Origin of the sequence: Burkholderia sp. Ac-20344, from assembly GCF_017104975.1 — a bacterium.
Classification (GTDB): Bacteria; Pseudomonadota; Gammaproteobacteria; order Burkholderiales; family Burkholderiaceae; genus Burkholderia.
Genome location: NZ_JAAGPP010000015.1, coordinates 26,090 through 42,636, shown reverse-complemented (window position 1 = coordinate 42,636; position 16,547 = coordinate 26,090). Strand labels below are relative to the sequence as shown.

Genomic DNA, 16,547 nt, shown 5'->3' with positions numbered 1-16,547 from the left:
ACGGATGGACTGGATCCTGATCTGCAAGGCTTTGATCCTCGGCGTCGTCGAGGGGCTGACGGAATTCCTGCCGGTGTCGAGCACCGGTCACCTGATCGTCACGGGCAGCTTCCTGAATTTCAATGATTCGCACGCGAAGACGTTCGACGTCGTGATCCAGTTCGGTGCGATCCTCGCGGTCTGCTGGGAATACCGGCAACGGATCGCGTCCATCGTGTCCGGGCTGCCGAGCCGGCCCGACGCGCGGCGCTTCACGCTGAACGTCGTGATCGCGACGATTCCCGCGATCGCACTCGGCCTCCTGTTCGAGAAGAAGATCAAGGCTGTGCTGTTCTCGCCGGTTCCCGTCGCGTTCGCGCTCGTCGTGGGCGGCGCGATCATCCTGTGGGCCGAGGCGCGGCAGCGCGAACGCGGCGAGCCGCCGCGGGTGATGTCGGTCGATGCGCTGACGCCGCTCGATGCGCTCAAGGTCGGCATCGCGCAGTGTTTTGCGCTGATTCCAGGCATGTCGCGCTCGGGCTCGACGATCATCGGCGGGATGCTGTTCGGCCTCGACCGGCGCGTGGCCACCGAATTCTCGTTCTTCCTCGCGATCCCGATCATCTTCGGCGCGACGCTCTATGAAACCGTCAAGGACTGGCAGGCGTTCACCGTCGATTCGCTCGGCCTGTTCGCACTCGGGCTCGTCGCGGCGTTCGTCAGCGCGTTCGTGTGCGTGCGCTGGCTGCTGCGCTACGTCGCGACGCACGATTTCACGGTGTTCGCGTGGTACCGGATCGCGTTCGGGCTGTTCGTGCTGCTGGTCGGGTACAGCGGCTGGCTGAACTGGGCGTGACACGGGGCAGCGGCGCCGTGCATGCGTGAAGCCGGGCGCCGCCCGCAACGCTCGACGCCGTACGTGCACCCAACGTAAAAACGGCCCAATCGGCATTTGCCGGTTGGGCCGTTTTGCTTGACGCCGTGCGCGCGATGTCGGGCGGGATCAGTTCGCGCGCTTGCGGAACACCAGGTCCCACACGCCGTGGCCGAGCCGCAGCCCGCGCCGTTCGAACTTCGTCACCGGGCGGTAGTCGGGGCGCGGTGCGTAGTCGGCGGCCGTGTTTTCGAGCGTCGGCTCCGCGCCGAGCACGTCGAGCATCTGTTCCGCGTAGTTCTGCCAGTCGGTCGCGCAGTGAATGTACGCGCCGGGCTTCAGGCGCGACGCGAGATGCGCGACGAGCGGCGGCTGGATCAGCCGGCGCTTGTGGTGGCGCGCCTTGTGCCACGGGTCGGGGAAGAAAATGTGCACGCCATCGAGGCTTTCCGGCGCGAGCATGTGCTCGAGCACCTCGACTGCGTCGTGCTGGATGATGCGGATGTTCGACAGATCCTGCTCGCCGATCAGCTTCAGCAGCGCGCCGACGCCCGGTTCGTGGACTTCGACGCCGAGGAAGTCGTCGCCGGGGCGGTTTGCGGCGATTTCCGCGGTCGACGCGCCCATCCCGAAGCCGATCTCGAGGATGCGCGGCGCGCTGCGGCCGAACACCGCGTTCCAGTCGGGCAGCTCCGGCGCATACGGCACCACGAAGCGCGGGCCGAGTTCGTCCATCGCGCGGCGCTGGCCGGTCGATACGCGGCCGGCGCGCGTCACGAAGCTGCGGATGCGGCGGTGGTGCAGCGGATTGACTGCGTCGGCGCCTTCGGCGGCTTCGTCGGGAATGGCGTCGTCGTGCGGCGGCAGGCCGGCTTCGTTCGGATCGTCGTGCATCATTGGTGACAGAGAAAGGCTCGGTTGCGGGCGAGGGCCCGTTGCGCAGCAGTGCGCCGGGTGAACCGGCACATGGTACAAAAAAGCCGCCTTCGACGAGGCGGCTCATGCGCAGGCTGCGATGCAGCCGGAAAGTGGAGCGGGCGATGGGAATCGAACCCACGTCATCAGCTTGGGAAGCTGAGGTAATGGCCATTATACGACGCCCGCAGAACGCGCAATTCTACAGGGGTTTGGGTGGAGATGGCAAGCGGGGCGTTTTGGCCGGTGGCAGCGAAACTGGCATGGCCGCGTAGCTGGGCCGTGGCATCGCTGAAGGTGCGTTTTTTCGGATGCCACTGCGTCCACGTCCCACTTGACCTCGCTTAAGGGTTCGTTCCATTCTGTGCGGCTATGTCGGATCTGAAGATGGTTGACGAACTTCTAATAGAAAAAGGATGGGACCGGATGAGCGCGACGGGGGCAGGCTTTAGCGTTGATTTGAATTCTTTGCTGCTGCGCGAGAGCGAGCAAGTTGAATGGAAGGAAAACGTAGCTGACATAGACGACGTCGTTGCCACTATCTCGGCCTTTGCAAACGACTGGTCAAATCTAGGGGGCGGATATGTCGTCTGTGGCGCTGCGGAAAAGAAGGACGAGCATGGATTCCCTGCGGTCAATCTTGTCGGATTGACGGCTTCGCGTTTGCGCGAGATTGAGGGGCGGGTGCTGACTGCATGTCGCGATAGGGTTTTTCCGGGAATCGCTCCGCTCGTGCGTGAGCTGGATGGGCCTACGCCTGACAAGCGTATTCTGGTCTTCGTTGTTGCGGCGACATCCCACGCCCACACATTTCGCCGTGGTAACGATAGTGGGAAGCACTATGTACGATTGAGTCGAGAGACTCGAGAAGCTCGTGATGGAATTCTCCGAGAGTTGTTGGTTCGTAAGGGCGATGTCGAGCCGTGGGATAGACGGATATGCCCTACCGCGACTACGAACGATCTTGATTTGGTTGCATTCCGGGACGCCTTGCAGCGAATGAATGTCTTCGATCCCAATCGAGGGATCGATGAGTATTTGTCGGACACGCAGTCGTTGAGCCCATTTGTGCCACCGCTGTGCGGACGAGACGCTCTGACAGGCCAATTGAGGCCTCGAAATTTTGCGGTGCTGCTATTTGCGCGACAGCTCCAGTTACACGTGCCCGGTGCTTATGCTTTGCTGTCCATTTACCCGGGAGTTGATAGATCTGAGCCTCACGCTGAGCGGCATGAACTAGCTGGGTCCCTCATCGAGCAAGCAAGACGATCGATCGACCTGCTTGGAATTCAGAGTCATGTCGCTTTTGATAAGACAAATGCTCAGAGTCCTAATGCGTTGAAATATCCACGCCAAGCGCTCACAGAAGCCATGGTGAATGCGCTCGCGCATAGAGACTACGAACGGCCGGAGCCGACTCGAACTACGGTCTTCTCGGATCGGATTGAAATTACCTCTCCTGGTTCTCTGCCAACGGGTGTTCGAGTGGACGCCTTCCGCGAAGGTAAGGCGACTTCTAAATGGCGAAATCAAAGCCTAGCATGGTTTCTGAACCGTTTACAGTTGGCTCAAGCCGAAGGGCAGGGGATACCTACGATCATTCGGTCTATGCGAGAAGAGGGGTGTCCTGCGCCCAGCTTTGACGTTACAGAGGCAACCGTTGCTTGCCTGTTACCAGCTCACCCTCGTCATGCGCTCGCACGTGAGTACAGTGCTATCGAGGAAGCAATTTCGCTTGGAGAGTTTTATAACGCGAAAGATCGTGTCGATACACTGCTGCAACGTGATCCGCTGAATCATCGAGTGGTAGGGCTCTTGGCAGATGTATCGATGGCGCTTGCGGATGTGTCATTGGTCCGTGATTACATAAATCATCAACGAATTCATTTGGCCGGGCTACCTCCTTTCGTGCTTACACGGCTCGCGGATGCGCTAACCTTGCGTGAGCAACCGACACAAAATGACCGTGAAGAAGCTCGAAAGTTGTACTTGGCTGCCTCTCAAGGCTATGTGGAGGAGCGAGAAGTACGAAAGCTCGCTCAGGGATTGAGCCGCTCGGGCGGAGATCATGCTGCGGTGGAGTTTTTGAATAAGCAATTTCGCGATCACCCGGAGTGGAGCACCAATCCGTCACTACTCCAAGTGCGTGGTAACGCATATATCGGTATGGCGAAGCAGTGTGCGCAAACAGCCCGCAACAGTCGGCAGTTGTCAGCGCAAGCAAGGCGACGGGCGTGGGATGACTGTAGGCGTTTTTTGGCCTCTGCACGGCGAGACCTCGAGCAGGCGCTAACAACGGAGGATATGAATCTCCGAGACATCGTCCAAAAGAATTTGGATTTCGCAATCAAGCAACAGCGGGCTGCTGGTGCAGATCGAGGGCGCAGCGCGCAGGGAAATTCCCAGTCGAAACCACGTGATCAACGTAGGTCGAGCTAGAGCGGAGCAAGCAAGTGGCCGAGTTCTATTGAGCCATGTCGTTGTTTTGTTTCGGAGGTATTGGGATGATCGTTAGGTGGGGCGGTATTAAACCTCTAACGATTATCCGTTGCGTGTCAATTTCAAAATTCGCGATCTGATTGTGGTTGCGATAGCGAGCAGCGATCTCGGACGCAGTTGCGTTCGGCTACTGATAGGTGGGGAGCGCCATCAGTGCAGCAGTCGAAATACCATCATCCGAGACACTCTCCAGATACTCGTGCTGCCCGGACTTCACTCGGACTTTATCGGTGTGGCGGTACGCGCCGGGACCGTCGGGCACGATGACGAACACGGTATCACCGCGCAGGATCAGACTGGCAATCTCATGATAAGCCAGCGCTCGGCCCGCATCTAATCCGACGCTTCCGTCGTCGTTCTTACTGAACCGATGAATTTTCGCTTCGGCCACTTCCCCGATCGTCGCGTCCAGCTTAATCATCGAAATACCATAGGTGCTCATCGTTGCCCCCCAAACGGCGAAACGATGGGCCGCCGTCAGGGAAGTATAGCGAAGGCAGTGCGGAGACGGGCGTGCTTCGTTGCCAGGATCACGGTATAGCCGGGATAGTCGTCGCATGGACGACATCAAACACCCCAACGATTTCCCACCGCTGACCATCGGGCAGATTCACAATCTGGCTACCGCAGTGCGTGACGATTTCGGCGGCAAGCTTTCGCGAGCAGAGTTCATCGAAAGTCTGCTCATGCTTCTCGAAGACGTTCCGGGGTTCGAGGCGTGTGATGTGGACGAGACGCTCATTGAGTCGGCATGGGCGACGTACAGCGGTCGTCCGCCCGAATCTTGAGATTTTTACTCGCGCACCAGTTCAGTTACTTTTTCATAGATGGTTTCCCGGTATGCGCGCGCGTCTTTGGAGAAGTGCAGTCGCCGATGGCAGTTCGGGCAAACTGCGACCGCATTCGTCACCGTATCCGACCCGCCGTCCGCCAGCTTGCGGAGATGATGAACTTCGAGAAACGGACCATTTGCACCCGAAAATGGCGCGGGTTGGTCGCAAGCCTCACAATTGTCCTTCGCTCGCTTAAGCACCCACGCTTTGACCTTGAGGTCGCGCACGAAGCTGGTAGTCGTTGATGTTGCTGTGCCAGGCGCTTTATTGCCATCGGGCCGTTCCTCCAGCGTCTCGCGAAGCTCGGCGATGGTTACCGCTTCGGCAGCCCGAGGCAATTCCTGTCGACTTTCCAATTCGCAGATGAGGGCTTCTATCTGCCCGGCGACCCTTACGCCAACATTTGTTGCCGGTGGGAGGCCCGGTATCCAATCGCGTCCCATGAGCTCAAGAACGTAGGAAATGTTCCGCATCCTGTATTCGCACGATTTTTCGGATCGACCAATTTGCGCCGCGAGATCTCGATAGACCTGTCGTTTCACAACCGGACGAGCGTCTCGGAAACGACGGGCCATGTCCAAGTAGGCAGCTACCGAGGCCCTCAATTCGGGCTCGGACCAACTACCGGCTGACAGTTCGTCCGACGCCACACTCCCATTTCCATCAAGCGGGCCGTAACTAGGGTTGGCTAGTCGGTCGATGTCGATTTCTTTCGTTTCGTACGCGATTTTGTTACGTGGCACCAAGCGAAGCCATATCGCCTTTCCGTCGACGGACTCCCTGATTTCGGGGCAGTCAAACAGCTGAGAGCTTGCACATCTTCCCGAGTCGACATCCTTCAAGATTCCGACAACGGGCACATGCTGCTTGAAGGCAAGATCTATCCGCCGCATATGAGCGACATGCGTTCGCCTTGAGATTTTCGATGGCGCGTTGGGCATGCAATACCAGTACGTACCGGTAGCCCGATCCTTACAGATCGCAACTTCCGTCTTGATCCGCTTATCTTGGTGATCCTTTTCGCTGTGGTAGTTCCATATGGTCGTCAGGAGAAACGCAGCCTTACCTTCTTCGGCTTCTTCGGCAGCAACGTCGAACATGGACCACTCTCGAACGGGGCGCTGTGCCCCGAGGTCGGAGAACGCTTCGTTGTGTGGTTTATCGAAGATTGAGGCTTCCACTGGGCAGACTCCTGGGCCAAGCGTTCGATTATTTGCGTCGCCGATGCTTCGGCAAGCGCTTTGCTTTGAGCATGTCGGCAAATTGCTGGACGAAATTCACGACGAGCGTTCGTTCATCGCTATCCAGCCCATCAAGTGCGTCCGCGATCATCGCCAGTTGGTCGTCGGGCCGCTTCGATCCGCGCTGCAATAGCTGGTCTACTGAGCAGTCGAGCGCGTCACTGAGCTGCTGGAGCCGATGCAAGGTCGGCATCCGCGCACCGCGTTCCCATCGACTGATCGCTTCCTGTTCGAGATTGATCATCTCTGCGAGCTTCGCTTGAGTCAGACCGCGGGCGCGTCGTTGTTCGGCAATAGCGGTCCCAACACGAGCAGCAAGCAGCGCGTCTTGGGCGTCGTCGGTCGGCGAGGTAGGGCGGGTAGTCATAGGACGATATGGTCGTCTTCATTCCGATTACGATGAACAACCATATGGGAATGTTATATTCCAATATGGTTGAATTTGTCGAGGCGTTGACGTATCGTGCGGAGATGCCTGAGCGGGTGGGGAAGTGTACGAATTCCGGCAGGCAGGTGGCTGCTGTAGGGCGGTGGCCTTGATGGTTCCAGAAAAACTAATGAACTATGACCACGAACGATTCACTTTCCCGATTCCATTCCTTCATGGCCGTCTACGAGGGTTGCCGAGCTTCGGCACTGGGTAACGCATTGCAGATGACGCCGATGGCAGCACGGGCGCTCAGTTTGATTTGTGCGTTTCCCGGCATGACCTTGCATGAGCTGAGTTGTATTCTCGGCGGCAGTCAGGGGCAGGTGATCGGGGCTGCATTCGACCTTCAGCATCTCGGGTACGTTGAGATAAGCGAGGAGCGAAACGACGACCGTCGCCGGGTTCTGAGACCGATTCGAGAAAGAATGTTTGGCTTCGATGGCTACCAGCGGCTCGTCGGTAATCTTGCGGCAGACGCGGGAATCACCGGGCAATTGGAAGCGTTGCTGCCGTTGCTCCAGGACGTTCTGACGAAGGCGCTGGAGGAGTTGCAAGGCGATGCGCAGAATATCCAGTATCAGGCGCAACGTCGGATTCTGGCGCGCGTCGCGTAATTATGGCGGCCGGTGCGAACTCAGCCAGCAGCGTTGCGGCACACTACCTGCGACGCTGCGTTTTTCCATGGCCGGAGTCGAACGCAAGCATGTCGCTCGGGGCCACGCCCAACGTCTCAGCTAGCACGCAGATATTGTAGAGCGCGATGTTTCTCTGGCCGCGCTCGATCCCGCCGACATACGACCGCGCCAAACCCGATTCGAGGGCGAGCTTTTCCTGCGACCAGCCTCTTGCCTTGCGCAGTTCCACCAGTCGTTTTCCGAATAGTTCCAGCGGGTCGTAATCCATCGTTGGACGTCCATGAACATCCGATCGAGGGTATGGATTTGACCTTTATGAAGCCACTCTCTATAGTGACACGCACTATGAGTGACATTTGGTATCGGTGGCCGTCGATGTGCCGCTGGAGGTCAGCAGAAAATTACAGAAGGCCAAACGGGGTGACAGGAATGATCAAGCTGGAAGTCAGCATTACGGGAGCGGGACGAGTCATCGCTGTCGCCATCGCGGCAATGGCGATGAGTGCTGGTTCTTGCCGCGCGGATGAGTTGGGACCGAGCTGCAAGCAATACCTCCAATTGAAGATGCAGTGCATGGAGGCGAGGGCGGACCGGATTGCGTCGAACGGCAACACTGAGGGTGCTCGTCAACTCCGACGTAGCATCCCGTTCGAAGTGCATCAGGCGATCTACTATCTCGCAAAGAATAAGCCAAGCAGAAACATCGAGCGGGACTGCGCGGATGACGCTTGGTACATCCAGAACGCCGACAGCGCCCAGAACTCGCGCCCCGAACGTAGTGTTCGACTTTGCAGTGTCACAACGAGTTGGCCGGAAAACTACAAGATCACGCCGGATGCCGATTCGGAGGTCGAGGTACGCATTCGTAAGATGGAGTCAGAGATCAGGGTTGTTGGTCATTAAATAAAATTAAGGCATGTATTGCGGGGATTTGTATGGGAAAAAGAAAAGCGGCGCTCAACAAATGCTTTCTAGGAATATCGGTATTGGTGGTGTCGTGGTCTAGCTTTGCTAAAACGCCGATCGACAAAACACTGGACTTTCTTGTTGGTCCCAAGCTTGGGAGCTGGCGAAGCTTCAAGTGTCGCGAAGCTGTAGATGGGAAAGTGACGGATGAACATGCCTATTACGATTTCCATGACGACGGATATTACTCCCGGTTGAACTCGCATCCCGATCCGCGTACCGGCCATCGGAACTCAGTAGAAGTGAAGGGAAAGTTTAGAGTGAAGATCGATGATGGGATGTTGAAGATACAGTTTGTGGACGAATTTATCGGTTCGGGGTTTCAAAACAATCAAAAACCTTACGACGGGATGCTGATTGGAACGGACGGTAACGACACGATGGCGTTGATGATGGACCGCCCGGTGCCCGGCAGACCGGATATCCGAGATCATCTGCGTCTTGTGTGCGTGGGAGAAAAACCGTCAGGCGGCGGGCCGCAGAGAAGTTATTGAGCGATGATAGGCAAGTGCGGCGAGGAAATCAAAATCGGGGCATGCGTCTCGCATTCCCCGTGATCAACCGGCAAGTCGTTGACTCAAAGGCGTCGCGACAGGTAACGGATAGCAGACGGGGTATCACGAATGAAGCACATCAAAATTTCTGTTCTTGCTGCTGGACTTTGCGTTGTCGTTGGAGCCAACGCTGCCACGACCATCCCCAAGCAATTTCAGGGCGATTGGGCATCCAACTGCAAACAGGCAACGACTCCGCAGAATACTGAGGCCGCCATGTCTATCGTGCGCACCGACAGGACCACCGTCTCATACGGCGAAGCGCAATGCACCTTGCTCAAGATGTCGACTATCGATGCTTCCCACATCAATGGGACGTTCGACTGCAAGGGAGACGGCGTAGGACGAAAGGAAGTGTTGAGTCTGAAGATTGACGGTGGAAAGCTACGTCTCGTCGATAGGGCGGGGAATATCTGGCAAAGCACTGATGAGCTATCCCGCTGCAATTGATCCTCAGCGTATGAATCGCAGACGGAAATTCGAAACGTTGTTCGAAAGGAAATCGTCGCCGGAGACGACGGAGCGGATCGGCGTCATGTCGGTCGATTCGCTCAACCGGCAATGGGCGCTAGTTGTCGCGGAAGACGGCTATCTGGTTGCAACGTCGAAGGATGGCAAGGCTGCATTGCTCGGTCGCATGTGCAAGCGCGACGACGGCAAGTTCTGCATCGAAGTCGTGGTGCGCGCCCAAATCGAAAGGCGCGAGCTTCATCACTACGAGTTCTGGCATGGCGATCCGATCGACGAACAACGTCACGCTCAGTGGCTTGATGAGGCGTGTGCGGCCGCTCCAGATAGATAGGCTGCGTGCGTGTCCGGGACTCGATGCCACGAATCCCGGTTTTCTACGCCTTCTATAAAAGCTGCAAAGTACCCCGAATTAAGTCGAACCGAGGCCGGGAAACCCCACGATTCACGCGGGATTGAGCAGTAGCGAGTCGATGACCTTTACGGCCTTCCGGCTCGCGTCGTTCGGGCTGAGGTGCGCGTAGCGCTGCGTCATCTTTGGATCGCTGTGACCGAGCAGCACCGACACCTCATAGAGACTGACGCCCGCTTTGACCAGCTTGCTCGCGAACGTGTGACGGAGCGTGTGCAGCGTGACGCGGCCGCCGCGTTCCTTCACGAGGAGGGGATCATTCAGACCGGCGCGCTCGATGGCTTTCTTGATCGATTTCGTGCTGTAGCCTCGTTCGTTGCCGGTGCGGTCTTCGAAGACATACCGCTGTCCGGCCCGGCGTTCTTCCCACCGACGACGAAGAATCGTTTCGAGCCGGGACGTCATGTGCAGCACATCCTCATTCCGCACCTTGCTCCGATAGAGACTGATCGTGCAGGCGTCGATGTTGATCGCCGACCATGGAATGTTCGCGACCTCCGAATAGCGGCACCCTGTATCGAGCAGGAAAACCGTGATATCGTAGTTATCCTGCATATTCCGCGTCATTTCAGATTTTTGCGGTTTAGACGCGGTTATACGCGCTCTAAGCCGTTCCGGATCGAGCTCGCGCAATAACGCCGACTCGTCGTTAGAATCCAGATATCGAAGCCTATACGAAGTCCTAAGCTCTGGAAAAACGATCTCACGACTAACTTTGAATCCGAGCTTTGCCATCTCGTTGATGGTCGCGCGAAGCAGTCCGATTTCATGCTTGATCGTCGCCGGCTTGTCACCTTCGGCCTTGCGCTTTGCGACGAGGATATCGAAGTCGCGTGTGGTCAGTTCATGCAGCAGTGTGTCGAGTGGAATACCGTAACAGGGGAGCTTGGCCTTCGTTTGAGGATGAAGCTTGTAGCCGAGGGTTTTCCGAACGATTGAGCACATGTTCGTGTGATAGGCCGTCTCACTCCGAGCCGCCACATATTGCTCCAACGCGTCCTTGATAGTAATCGGCTGCGCATCCCCGAGATACTGCTCGGCGTGGGCTCGATTGCGCATTTCGCGTTCGACCTGAGCGGCCTTTGTCTTGTTCGGCGTCCCGGTGGAACCGAAGTACTTCTTGCCCTGAATCTGGAATTGATAGTACCAGTTTTTGCTGTTGTTTCGACGGATGAGCGTCATGGTGTTGCTCCTTACGGAATGTAATTGATGAGCAACACCATCCGAGCTAAGACGGGGTATGACAACAGCTTTCGCCCACACCAGCGACGGAACATTCGAAACAAGGCCGCCGACAAGTAACCGTATATTTTTTTTGAAGTTGAAAATTTGCGCACTTGTCGGATGGCAATCGTTCGACGCCCGCGCGAAATTCGCTTCACGCACGGGGCATAACCGATCCCGTATTATTATTCCTCGACGGTGAGTTCGGCGAGATATACCCTTTCGCCGTCTGGGTTCAGCACGTATGGGGTTCCGATATATGACTGAACGGCAGGACGGGTCCGAGTCTTCAGCCTGTATTTCGCGAAGTTCATCGTGCGCTCAAGCAGGTCGGAGTCGAGCCGGTAGAAGTGGGTACGCTTGCCCCCGGCGTCGCTTTTTCCATCCGCCGAGGTGTCAAGACCGATCAGTTCAAGGAATTCCTTGAACTGGGCCACAGGCTTGTCCTCGATATCCCTGCGCAGGGACATATCGAACAGATGGGAGATTTGAGCTCGATAGTTCAAGCAGCAGTTGACGAAATCTTTCATGTTGTCCTTGTGGAACCTGCGTGATGGATCGAACGCCCGTTTCCCGTCGTAGATGCCAGACGCCATCAGTATCTCTTTCAGGATCGCTTGCCGATTGGCCGCCATATCTTTATCGAGTGCATGTGCCTTCGCGTTGCCGTATGTCCGAACGAGCGCGACAATCTCGGATTCCAGCAATTCGCACATGGCGGTGATTTGGGTGCGGTAACGTCCGCGGTTGTCCATCAGTACCAGTTCCGGAGTGATTTCCTGACCATAGAATTTCCCGATTGCGTAACGGTCCCGGCGCAGTTGCTCGTCGGAGGTCAGCATCATGGCATCGTTCAGGGCCTGATATTCTTCCTCGGTGAGTGGTTCAGCGTCACACACATCCGCTGCGCGCATTTCTTCGAGCCGCTTCCGCGCTTCCGCTGCTTGCATACCGATATTCGAGCCTGATTCCCCGGATGAGCCGTGCCCCGGTTTTGGCGGGGCAATGTGTTTGACTTCCCACCCGTTGCGTTCCTTGAGCTTGATGAAGTTGCCACGTAGATCGTTCTTCGACGCGTTTTGCATCGAAACCGCGTGGGCATAAACGTGCAACAAGGGATCGTCGTCATCGATAACCGGCATCCCGTGGCGACCATATCCCCGAATTGCTTCCGGCAGTTCATCGAGGTCAACAACTACCCGCTTGATGGCGGATGGCTCGGTTTCATATTGCAAACTGGATTCGGCGACCCATGCCTTGACGTGTTTGGGATGCCGCACGCGGCAGAGCTGCTGATCCATGTCGAAGTGCGTGTTGATCTTGTCTGAAAAGATGCCCCAGACGTAATCGATCCACTGCTCCTGATCAGGGAAGGTGATGTCGATGCCCGTGCCAAGCGAAGGGGAAGCGACCAGCACGTCGTAATCGCGGATGCGTTCAACGATGTTGTTGATGAAGTCCTTGATCTCAGGATTTTGAGAGTTTGCCGACGTGATGCACATGACGCGCAGGCCAGTCTCAACCCGGATCATCTCGGCGACGCTCTCTGAGTCAGCTTTTCCGTTATCGCCAACGTAGTGCTTACCGCCTTGACGCATCGTGTCCAACATGTCTTTGAGCAAATGATTCTTCGACTGATAGAGGTCGATGGAGCGGCCTGATGATGTGTAATTATTCACGTAGAAAAAGTAGTTATCCATAATAAATTAAAAAATTTTATGCAGTGGGTGTCCAGATGTGAAGTCAATCCAAACCTGTGACAAGACTTGTTCAGTCCTGGAGTTCGGAATCGCGTTCTTCCCTCCGGTAGTCCTTGATGCCCATGCCGTCACGGCAGCACTTGATTGCCTCGAACGACAGGCGGCCGAGATCCGCATCACAGACAATGACGGTAGTGGCCTCACGCACGTAAAAGCTCAGTGTGTGAAATACCGATTCGCGTTTGCCATCCAGCGTGGAGGACAGGAAGTGCGAAAAGAGTTGTTCAGACTCGTCGATGATGACGTGATCAAAAGAATGAACACCCGGTTTCAGCCGCCTGCGCAGGCTGTCCAGACAGACGGCATAGGCCATATACCGATCGTTTCCGAGTTCCCGGTCGTACTTGTCCAGATAGCAGAACATGCCAAGACCGTGCGCGCTGGCCGACGCGAGGCTGATCCTGTGAGAGACGAGCAAGACGGATTCGCCGACGTCGATGCAGTGTTGGACGAACGGGCGCAGGAGCTTAGTTTTCCCGCTGCCTTTCGGGCTTTTGATGAAATTTACGCCCGAACGGAATGGGATCAACTCAGGCGAAAGATACTGGACATTCAGTTCCTTGACGACGACGTTATGCGCGGCGTCCGACAGCTCTCCCGCGACGAGCGCCCGGTCGAATTGCTCGAAGTCGTGATTCTTGAGGTCACTGCGGCGCATGGTCTCCTGCCAGAACGTCTGCTGGCATTTGCTGCAATGGACGCCCCGAATACCCTGAGACGACATCGTTACGAAAGCGCTTGGGTTCCGGTCGGAGTGGTGCGGGCAATGCACGGGGGTTCCGCTCGCGAGCGTGGAGAGGGCAACCTGTTTTCCGCCACGAATGCGCAGCAATTGATCTTCGGTGACGTGCAGAGACGAGCGGACGAAGTTGTTCGCGTTTTGATTGCCGCCATCTTGTTTGTCATCACCTCCTTGGGTCGCGCCGAGTTCCTTGAGGTGTTCGATCTGTTCGACGGTCAAGGTTTTGTCGATGATGTACGGCTCGCACCCTTCGTTACCGTAATACATGCGGCAAGGATCGATGCAGGACTCATCTGCCCCGAACATGCGTACGAGGCCGCGAACGACTGTGCGCATTTCGTCCGCGTCGATGATCGTGTACGGACTGCGGAACATAGCGCGAAGACGCGGCCGCTTGGGTGTGGAACTGTAGGTTTCGTAGATCAGGAACCCGTGGTCTGCCACAAGTTCATGCGCTCGCAGCGAATCGAAGGTCCAACCTTCATCTAGATCTACACCGAGAACGTCGGTGCAGACGAAGTTCGCGGCCTTACGACGGTCCACGTGTTGTGCGCACCAAGCGTACCCCTGAGCGATGGCAGACGTGATTTCATTCGGCGTGAGGGTAACGTTCTCGAATTGTGTCGCGAGAAGTTTGAAATCATCCGTGCCGGGGCGAGCTTTGTTCTTAACCTTCCTGTTGATGGCGATCTTGATCGCATCCAGCGGCTGCGGTGTTGCCGGATCGAGAATATCTTCGGCAGTCTCTCTTTCAACTGAGACATTGCCCGTATCAGCGATGTTCGAGGAGATATCTTCCATCGTAAGTTCTGAATTTTTCATATTCGATTCTCGAATAATAATTAAGTAATGCGAATTAAATGGTCGGGAGCGTTTTTTTGATAAAGACTGTCTCCCGACTCAGTTCAGCTAGTGTAGTTCGTGATCGGAGAGATAGATATCACGAGGATGTGACCGGCTGGTCTTGCCCTTGAGGTGCAATGTAGTAGATGTGCTTGCAACTCGGGCAGAGAACGCCCTCGGCGGGACCGCCCACGTAGCCGACGGCGCTGCCGACGCCATGACGCTTGCGGTGTTTGGGACACAGCACCAGAGCACCGGCCGCGATCATAGAGAGCGGATACGGAGCACCGTCGGCAATACCGTTTTTGTCGAGCGGCCAAATGGGATGTTCAGGGTCGAGCGTGTATGAAACGCTATATTCCGAGACAGGAATCGGAGGTTTGCGCTTGTACTGTTTGCGCGGACGAGGCTGACCATCGATGTGCTTGGCATCGGCGGAGGAGACGGATGAGATTTGATCCGGGCCTGAGAGTTGGGCCGGGTCGGCAGCGTGGAGAGTGGTGTGTTCTTGCATATTGATCCTTTAATAACAAATTAAAAAAATGAATTTGCTATACGGATCAACAGATAGCCTCTGCCTTTCCTGTATAGCGATAGTTCAAACAATCAAAACATCGAAGGTTTGAACCAAGGTTATACAGGTCGGCAACTGATCGAAATCAGCTAGTCGCGGCTACTAGCGACATCTACCTTGCAATCGGTAGTTTGCTCGACCCCAATAATCCGCGTGTGCGGAATCGGAGCTTGCGTCCTTGGTACGTTGAGGCGTTGGGCTTCAACGGGACGAATCATTCCATAAGTCACGATCAAGTGTCAAACCGGGGTCCTGAGCCATTGACGTGCCAAAACAACAACAAAAACTGTTCGTGTTCGACTTTTTTTCCGATAGGTTCTTTGCGACAAGTGACAACTGTTGAGATTGTTTTTTGAAGATTGAAAAGAGCGGACTTGTCGGATCGAACTCGAGGATGGTCCTACGGCAGAATCTTAGAAAGCTGATGATCTGATTCGGAAATCCCAGGTAGATCAAGGGGATAGGAGAGATGCGGACGAGGGTGACGTGAAAACTGTCACTGTTCCTCGTGGGATTTCATGCTGGAAGCAGTCGTGTCGGTCGTGATTGCTATCGCCGTTGCCCCGAAGGTCGATCTGCTGGACCCTGGACGCACTTTCAACGAAAGGAGTGCGATCATGGTCGATCAGAAGCAAGGTGCGACGAGCAAGGACGAGAAAGCGGGCAAGCCTGTTGCCAACGATTCGAAGGCGGGTGCGGTGGTGTCGGCTGCAAATGCAGCAGGGAACGATACCGCAGCGAAAGCGGCACCGGCTACTCCGACGAAGATGGAGTTGGCGACGGAAATCTACAAGCGGATGCGGATCGTCAAGGACGTGACCCGAAAAGACATCATCGAGAAGTTCATCGCTGAGGTAAAGCTGACGAAGGCCGGCGCGAGCACCTACTACCAACTAATCAAGGACAAGCACGAGCCGATGGGCAAGAAGTAGATTTTGATGCCTGTTGCGGTGGAGGCAGACATTCGAATTTATCTGTCTCCCTCAATTGCCCCAAAGACTCGCTATGTACGCCAGCTCAGCATTGATCATTCGCTGAGTTGTTGCCGAACTCGCGCCGTAGGTGAATGCCTTCGCTTTCCTGATGTCTAGCACTGTCATCACATCGGTTGGTGCTGCCAGTTTTCGGAGCTCAGTTTCCATGAGATAAGTTATCAGGTCGGCGCGCGGTTTCGTCAGTGCATCGGCCTTGAAATACAGTTTGATGACATGACGGATGCTGTCAACCGACATGCCGAGCTCTGGATTGATATTGATTTGAATGCCGGCATGCTCATAGCTCGCTCTTGGCGGCGAGAACCAAACAAGGCTTTTCTTTCCCCACCACTTTCTGTAGCCTTCGAGTAGCGCAGGGTAGTTCTTAATTTTCTTAGGATCACTCAGCTTGTCGAGGATGCGATCCAATTCGCTTTTCGGTTTGCTGCTCTGGTGAAGGTGAATGATTCCCTCACGCAACGTACGATAAAAATCGAGTGCTGGCTCATAGTCGGGGCGTTCCTTGACGCTCGCGACCTTGGTTGCTTTTGGCGTTCCAGACTTCGAGACGATGTCCACGAAATCGGTAAGTGAAATGACGGCCATCTGCTTTCGCCCTTATGA

19 protein-coding genes and 1 tRNA gene are annotated in these 16,547 nt (G+C 55.9%); 9 read left to right on the top strand and 11 right to left on the bottom strand.

Annotation, left to right across the window (positions count from 1 at the left end; all coding sequences use genetic code 11):
- Nucleotides 1–4 precede the first annotated feature (4 nt).
- Nucleotides 5–835: an undecaprenyl-diphosphate phosphatase gene (locus tag G3N64_RS07530; protein WP_205783194.1), complete on the top strand. Its 831-nt coding sequence runs from the start codon at nucleotides 5–7 to the stop codon at nucleotides 833–835.
- A 147-nt stretch (nucleotides 836–982) separates the two neighbouring features.
- Here the strand turns inward: G3N64_RS07530 and trmB are convergent, their stop codons facing one another.
- Together trmB and G3N64_RS07520 are read right to left on the bottom strand one after the other, a co-directional pair.
- Complete coding sequence (gene trmB, locus G3N64_RS07525) at nucleotides 983–1,750, bottom strand: tRNA (guanosine(46)-N7)-methyltransferase TrmB (RefSeq protein WP_205783193.1); 768 nt, start codon at nucleotides 1,748–1,750, stop codon at nucleotides 983–985.
- Between the two features lie 132 nt (nucleotides 1,751–1,882).
- Nucleotides 1,883–1,957, bottom strand: a tRNA-Gly gene (locus tag G3N64_RS07520).
- A 198-nt stretch (nucleotides 1,958–2,155) separates the two neighbouring features.
- Here G3N64_RS07520 and G3N64_RS07515 point away from each other — a divergent pair.
- A complete protein-coding gene (locus G3N64_RS07515; RefSeq protein WP_183161837.1) occupies nucleotides 2,156–4,207 on the top strand; it encodes an ATP-binding protein in 2,052 nt (683 codons plus the stop codon).
- 187 nt (nucleotides 4,208–4,394) lie between these two features.
- Here G3N64_RS07515 and G3N64_RS07510 read toward each other — a convergent pair whose 3' ends face one another.
- The gene (locus G3N64_RS07510) at nucleotides 4,395–4,709 is read right to left on the bottom strand and encodes a hypothetical protein (protein ID WP_205783192.1); all 315 of its coding nucleotides are present in this window, start codon (nucleotides 4,707–4,709) and stop codon (nucleotides 4,395–4,397) included.
- Between the two features lie 115 nt (nucleotides 4,710–4,824).
- Here G3N64_RS07510 and G3N64_RS07505 point away from each other — a divergent pair, with 115 nt between their 5' ends.
- Nucleotides 4,825–5,055 (top strand): hypothetical protein, encoded by a 231-nt coding sequence (locus G3N64_RS07505; RefSeq protein ID WP_205783191.1) that lies wholly within the window; start codon nucleotides 4,825–4,827, stop codon nucleotides 5,053–5,055.
- Between the two features lie 5 nt (nucleotides 5,056–5,060).
- On the opposite strand, the gene G3N64_RS40385 is transcribed toward G3N64_RS07505, so the two are convergent.
- Both G3N64_RS40385 and G3N64_RS07495 read right to left on the bottom strand, forming a co-directional pair.
- Nucleotides 5,061–6,281 (bottom strand): HNH endonuclease signature motif containing protein, encoded by a 1,221-nt coding sequence (locus G3N64_RS40385; RefSeq protein ID WP_346778805.1) that lies wholly within the window; start codon nucleotides 6,279–6,281, stop codon nucleotides 5,061–5,063.
- 28 nt (nucleotides 6,282–6,309) lie between these two features.
- On the bottom strand, nucleotides 6,310–6,708 hold the full coding sequence (locus tag G3N64_RS07495; RefSeq protein ID WP_205783190.1) for a helix-turn-helix transcriptional regulator: 399 nt from the start codon (nucleotides 6,706–6,708) through the stop codon (nucleotides 6,310–6,312).
- A gap of 197 nt (nucleotides 6,709–6,905) precedes the next feature.
- Between G3N64_RS07495 and G3N64_RS07490 the strand changes: the two genes are divergently transcribed.
- Nucleotides 6,906–7,385, top strand: coding sequence for a helix-turn-helix domain-containing protein (locus tag G3N64_RS07490; protein ID WP_205783189.1), 480 nt, complete (start codon nucleotides 6,906–6,908; stop codon nucleotides 7,383–7,385).
- A 43-nt stretch (nucleotides 7,386–7,428) separates the two neighbouring features.
- On the opposite strand, the gene G3N64_RS07485 is transcribed toward G3N64_RS07490, so the two are convergent.
- On the bottom strand, nucleotides 7,429–7,674 hold the full coding sequence (locus G3N64_RS07485; protein WP_205783188.1) for a helix-turn-helix transcriptional regulator: 246 nt from the start codon (nucleotides 7,672–7,674) through the stop codon (nucleotides 7,429–7,431).
- Nucleotides 7,675–7,835: 161 nt separating this feature from the next.
- Here G3N64_RS07485 and G3N64_RS07480 point away from each other — a divergent pair, with 161 nt between their 5' ends.
- The 4 genes from G3N64_RS07480 (at nucleotide 7,836) to G3N64_RS07465 (ending at nucleotide 9,728) form a co-directional block, all read left to right on the top strand.
- Complete coding sequence (locus G3N64_RS07480) at nucleotides 7,836–8,309, top strand: hypothetical protein (protein ID WP_205783187.1); 474 nt, start codon at nucleotides 7,836–7,838, stop codon at nucleotides 8,307–8,309.
- Nucleotides 8,310–8,341: 32 nt separating this feature from the next.
- A complete protein-coding gene (locus G3N64_RS07475; protein WP_205783186.1) occupies nucleotides 8,342–8,866 on the top strand; it encodes a hypothetical protein in 525 nt (174 codons plus the stop codon).
- 129 nt (nucleotides 8,867–8,995) lie between these two features.
- Nucleotides 8,996–9,376, top strand: a complete 381-nt coding sequence (locus G3N64_RS07470) for a hypothetical protein (protein WP_205783185.1) — start codon at nucleotides 8,996–8,998, stop codon at nucleotides 9,374–9,376.
- A complete protein-coding gene (locus G3N64_RS07465) occupies nucleotides 9,354–9,728 on the top strand; it encodes a hypothetical protein (protein ID WP_241020830.1) in 375 nt (124 codons plus the stop codon). Before G3N64_RS07470 ends, G3N64_RS07465 begins: the two co-directional genes overlap by 23 nt.
- A gap of 111 nt (nucleotides 9,729–9,839) precedes the next feature.
- On the opposite strand, the gene G3N64_RS07460 is transcribed toward G3N64_RS07465, so the two are convergent.
- From G3N64_RS07460 to G3N64_RS07445, 4 genes are all read right to left on the bottom strand, one after another.
- Entirely contained in the window at nucleotides 9,840–10,988 is a 1,149-nt protein-coding gene (locus G3N64_RS07460; protein ID WP_205783184.1) for a site-specific integrase, read from the bottom strand.
- Nucleotides 10,989–11,215: 227 nt separating this feature from the next.
- Nucleotides 11,216–12,730 (bottom strand): plasmid replication protein, CyRepA1 family, encoded by a 1,515-nt coding sequence (locus tag G3N64_RS07455; RefSeq protein WP_205783183.1) that lies wholly within the window; start codon nucleotides 12,728–12,730, stop codon nucleotides 11,216–11,218.
- A gap of 70 nt (nucleotides 12,731–12,800) precedes the next feature.
- Complete coding sequence (locus G3N64_RS07450) at nucleotides 12,801–14,354, bottom strand: signal recognition particle (RefSeq protein ID WP_241020829.1); 1,554 nt, start codon at nucleotides 14,352–14,354, stop codon at nucleotides 12,801–12,803.
- Nucleotides 14,355–14,472: 118 nt separating this feature from the next.
- Nucleotides 14,473–14,889, bottom strand: a complete 417-nt coding sequence (locus tag G3N64_RS07445; protein WP_205783182.1) for a hypothetical protein — start codon at nucleotides 14,887–14,889, stop codon at nucleotides 14,473–14,475.
- 677 nt (nucleotides 14,890–15,566) lie between these two features.
- Here G3N64_RS07445 and G3N64_RS07440 point away from each other — a divergent pair.
- Complete coding sequence (locus G3N64_RS07440; protein ID WP_043295084.1) at nucleotides 15,567–15,881, top strand: hypothetical protein; 315 nt, start codon at nucleotides 15,567–15,569, stop codon at nucleotides 15,879–15,881.
- Nucleotides 15,882–15,932: 51 nt separating this feature from the next.
- Here the strand turns inward: G3N64_RS07440 and G3N64_RS07435 are convergent, their stop codons facing one another.
- Nucleotides 15,933–16,529: a hypothetical protein gene (locus G3N64_RS07435; protein WP_009689783.1), complete on the bottom strand. Its 597-nt coding sequence runs from the start codon at nucleotides 16,527–16,529 to the stop codon at nucleotides 15,933–15,935.
- Nucleotides 16,530–16,547 lie beyond the last annotated feature (18 nt).